The organism is Deltaproteobacteria bacterium, assembly GCA_011773515.1.
Lineage (GTDB): Bacteria > Desulfobacterota > Deferrimicrobia > J040 > J040 > WVXK01.
On the sequence record WVXK01000100.1, the window covers coordinates 17,346 to 21,816 of the forward strand.

Sequence of the window (4,471 nt, forward strand, 5' to 3'; positions counted from 1 at the left end):
TCGCTCACCGACTTCAAGTCGCAATAGGTCAAAAGGTAGAGCATCTCGAGTCGTTTTACCGACCCCACTTTCATGGCGAAGTTGTGAATCATCTCTATATCATGCATATCACGGCGCTGGGAAATGTGCGCCATCTCGAGGTGATTTCTGACGAGGAACTTGAAATCATCCAGTTCATCACCGCCAAAGCCGAGCCTTTCAAGCACTCCCTCCCCCAGGGCCTCCCCTATCTTGCTGTGGCCGTGCCCCAGCCCCTTGCCGATGTCGTGAAACAAAACCGACAGCAGGAAGAGGGGCTTGTCACGCACGTTTCTCCAGATATCGAAAAAGTGCTCCTCCTCATCGCTGAGCGGTTCCTTCCTCTTTGCTCTCTCCTCGATCTCCGTCATGACCGACGCAGACATGATCGAGTGCACGTCAACGGTAAAGCGGTGATATATGTCCTGCTGTACCCTGAAAAAGAGGTGGGAAAATTCAGGGATGTACCTCCCCAGGAACCGGCATTCGTTCATCTCCATGAGAACCCGCCTCAGCTCTTTCCCCCTCCTGAAAATATCGAGAAACTGCTCCGCTATGTCCCGGTCCCGCCTGAATGTGTCATCAACCACGTTGAGCACCTTTTTTATCCGCCGCTTTGCCTGGCCGGAAAGAGGGGTCTCCGTTTCCTGCGATATGCCGAACATCCTCATGATGAGTTCGGGGGATTGAATGAAGGATTTCGAGCTGTTCACGTTCAGTTTCCCCTTGTATGTGGAAAAATGTCCATCCGTCAGCCGTTTCCTGAAAGGAATGAGGAACCTTTTTTTCTCCCTGTCAGGCAGAAATTTTTCCACCTCTTCGATGATCTCCTCGGTAAGCTGGCAGCAGAGCGTGGCGAGAATGTAGTAGAACCTCATGAATCGCTCTGTGCCGAGAAATATGCCGTGCTTCCTGTATCCCCAGAAGTCGGCAAGGCTCTCCTGGAGTTCGAAGTTAACAATGTCTGTCTTTCTCCCGGTGATAAAATGCATGTGGTTCCTGATTCTCAGCAGGTTGTCGAGGATGTAATAGAGGTTTTTCTCCGACCGCTGGGTTATCACCCCCTTGGTGACCATTTCCCGGAGCGTGTATGCTTTGAACTTTACCTTGAGCGTCCACAGAACGGTGTGAAGGTCCCTCAGCCCTCCTTTCCCCTCTTTGATGTTGGGCTCGAGAAGGTAAACGACGCTCCCGTGCTTTTTATGACGGTCCCGCAGGGCACGGATCCTCTCCTCGATAAATCTGTCCCCGTCGGAATAGAAAAGAAATCTATCGAGGTTATCCTTTGCTCCTTCAAGAAAGGAATATTTGCCGCAGATAAAACGGTAATCCATGAGTGCTGTCCTTATGGAGGAATCTTCCGAGGCATAGGAGAGGGCTTCCTTGACGCTTCTCACGGCATGCCCTACCGATACGCCGGCATCCCACAGGGAATAGAGCATCTCCTCCGTCACCGCCTCGACAAACGGGTTCAATTTGTAATGGTAGAGGAAAAGAAGGTCGATGTCCGACTGAGGGCAGAGGTCCCCTCTCCCATATCCTCCCACCGCCAGTATGGCCATTGGAAAATCGAGCCGGGGGTACTTCGCATAATAGTTCTTTTTCGAATTTTCATAGAGGAAACAGATGAGGGAGTCAAAAAATTTTGCATTGAGCCTCACCAGTTCAAGCCCTCCCGCTCCCGAAGTATGTCTGGCCAGGAGATACTCACTGAATTCGTCGAGCCTCTCCTTTAAAACCTCATTGAGAATATTCCTGTCCAGATCAAATAGGGGTGAGAAATTAAAGAGCCTGGCAAGGGTTATGTCGATACCGCTATTGGCCTGATAGTCCATAGAAAGCCGTCTTCGACCTGTCGATATACTGCGTTATGCCCCGGTAAATTGAAGCAGCTATGTAGTCTCTGTACCATCTCTTTCTCAGAAACTTTTCCTCTGATTTGTTCGTAATAAAGGAAGTTTCGACAAGAACGGCCGGCATACCAGCGCCGAATAGCACGTAAAAGGGTGCCTTCTTTACGCCGAGATTTACGACACCCCTCCTCCTGGATCTCACTTTCTGTACGATACTATCATTTATCACCTTCGCCAGCTTGAGGGATTCTTTCTCCTTTCTGTCGTTCATCAGATCCATCACTATGTAATTTACCTTGGAGTCCTCGCCGATAACCACCCCGTTTTCTTTCATTGCAAGTTCCAGTGCCTCCTTGTCTGTTGCCTTTCTCCCCAAAACGAAGGAGGAAATACCTCTTGCAGCCCTCTTTCTCGAAGCGTTGGTATGGACGGAAATGAATATGTCGGCCCTGGACCTGTTCGCGATTGCGGTTCTCTTTTCCAAAGAGAGGAAGTTATCCCTGCTCCTCGTTAAATGAACCTTGAATCTTCCATCCTTTTCGAAGAGCTTTTTCAGTTTCCGGGAAATATCCAGGACCACATCCTTCTCTTTGAGCCCCCCCGGTCCGATCGCCCCGGGGTCCTTCCCGCCGTGGCCCGGGTCGATGACGACGACGACCTTTCTTTTCCCTGACACGTCCCCACCGGGGAGAGAAGCGGCGGGAGGCAACGCGGAAGAGCTGCCCCCGGGATTCCTGAACAGGTCGACCACCATCCTCGGTGGGCTCGCCAGCTTGAAGACTTCGATACGCGACCTGTCCTTGGAAAAAATGTTGACGTAGATACCGCTGCCTACCCGTCGCGCGGTTAGGCACTTTAACAGGCCCCGGTCAGGCTCTATCTCACAATCTTCTGATGAAACCAAAAGGTCGGTATTTTTCAGAATCACCCTGAAAACGTTTCCGGCCTCATCGTTTCCATCGACGCTGTACTCGGGAATAGAGCTGAGGTCAAAGACAACCCTGGCGTATTCGCTATTCGTATAATGCCTGATCCCCTTGACTTCGGTGCCTTTTTTGCTCCGGCCGCTCTTTTTCCCGTTCTGTAACTTCACAAGCTCCCTGTCTATTTCCCCGACCCGTTCTCTCTGCTCGCTCGCTATCGGAGAAGAGAGCGATTCGGGTACCGGGAAAAGGCACATGGTAAAAAAGGATATGAGGATGAAAAAAATGATACGTGTCGTATATTTTGCCCCGGGGGCATTTTCCGCAATCCAACAACAAACTGACGATTTCATCTCCTTCTTTTGATAGCTCTCCATTTTTCCCTGAGATCTTCAAGTATAGTAAGTGCTTCTATCGGGGTTGTCCTTTCCAGGTTCAAGCGTTCCAGATAATCGCCAATCTTTTCCAGCTCTATCGATTTGGAAAACAGATGTAACTGCCGCTTCTTGTCTTCTCCTTTATCGGACAAACCTCCTATTTTTGAACCATTATACTCACTATCTTCAAGTGATTTCAAAATTTCTTTGGCCCTCCCCGTGACCTCCTCGGGAAGGCCCGCTATTTCTCCAACGTATATTCCGTAACTCTTATTCGATGATCCCCTCTCCAGTTTCCTCAAAAAGAGAATCTGCTCGTTCCACTCCCTCACGGATATGTTATAGTTGTTCGCCCTGGGCAATTGCCTTCCAAGCTCACAGATCTCGTGATAATGGGTCGCAAAAAGGGTAACCGGCCTCTTATCTTTCAGAGAATGGATATACTCTATTACAGCCCAGGCAATGCTCAACCCGTCGTAAGTCGAGGTTCCCCTTCCAATTTCATCGAGAACCACGAGGCTCTTATCGGTTATTTCCGAAAGTATCTTTGACACCTCCTTCATCTCAACCATGAACGTTGATTCTCCGAGGTGAATGTTATCGGACATGCCTATCCTGGTGAATATCGCATCGGTCAGGGCTATCTCCCCGCTCTCGGCCGGTATGAATGATCCCGCGTGCGCCATCAGAACCGCCAAAGCGACCTGCCGTATGATAGTTGACTTCCCCGCCATGTTTGGCCCTGTAATGATCGCAATCTGCTCGCTGTCCTGGTCCAGAAAGATATCGTTCCCCACGAACTCCCTTCTGCCTACCATTTTTTCGACAACGGGATGCCTCCCCTGCCTGATATCGATATGGCCTCCGGGGTGTATTACCGGCTTCACGTAGTCGTTTTCGCATGCCACCTGTCCAAAAGAGCAGAACACGTCTGTTTCTGCAATTATCTGTGAGTTGCCCAGTATCGTCTTCCCCCACTTTGTAAGGGTCTCGAGAAAACTCCGGTACTTTTCCTCTTCGAGCTTGACAAGCTCCTCCCGGGCGGTCAACTGCCTGTTTTCAAACTCCTTCAGCTGCGCTGTGATATACCTTTCCACGTTCACCAGGGTCTGCTTTCTCACATATTCGGGAGGAACATTATCCAGGTAAGTCTTCGAAACTTCGATGAAATATCCGAAAACCCTGTTGTATTTAACCTTCAGGGAGGGTATCTGGGTCCTCTTTCTCTCCTGCTCCTCGAGCTCCTTCAGGAAAATATCGCCGCCGCTTGTAATCTTACGGAGTATGTCTACCCTCTCAT

Annotated in this window: 3 protein-coding genes; all 3 read right to left on the reverse strand. The window is 50.1% G+C overall.

Annotation, left to right across the window (positions count from 1 at the left end):
* The coding region (locus GTN70_11000) for an HD domain-containing protein (protein NIO17492.1) at window positions 1–1,853 on the reverse strand (1,853 nt) is incomplete at its 3' end.
* The gene (locus GTN70_11005) at window positions 1,834–3,147 is read right to left on the reverse strand and encodes a hypothetical protein (GenBank protein ID NIO17493.1); all 1,314 of its coding nucleotides are present in this window, start codon (window positions 3,145–3,147) and stop codon (window positions 1,834–1,836) included. The genes GTN70_11005 and GTN70_11000, both read right to left, overlap by 20 nt.
* The coding region (gene mutS / locus GTN70_11010; GenBank protein NIO17494.1) for a DNA mismatch repair protein MutS at window positions 3,144–4,471 on the reverse strand (1,328 nt) is incomplete at its 5' end. The genes mutS and GTN70_11005, both read right to left, overlap by 4 nt.

Coding starts and splice junctions, on each gene's coding strand:
- GTN70_11005 (NIO17493.1), bottom strand. CDS start 3,147: ATGAAATCGTCAGTTTGTTGTTGGATTGCGGAAAATGCCCCCGGGGCA.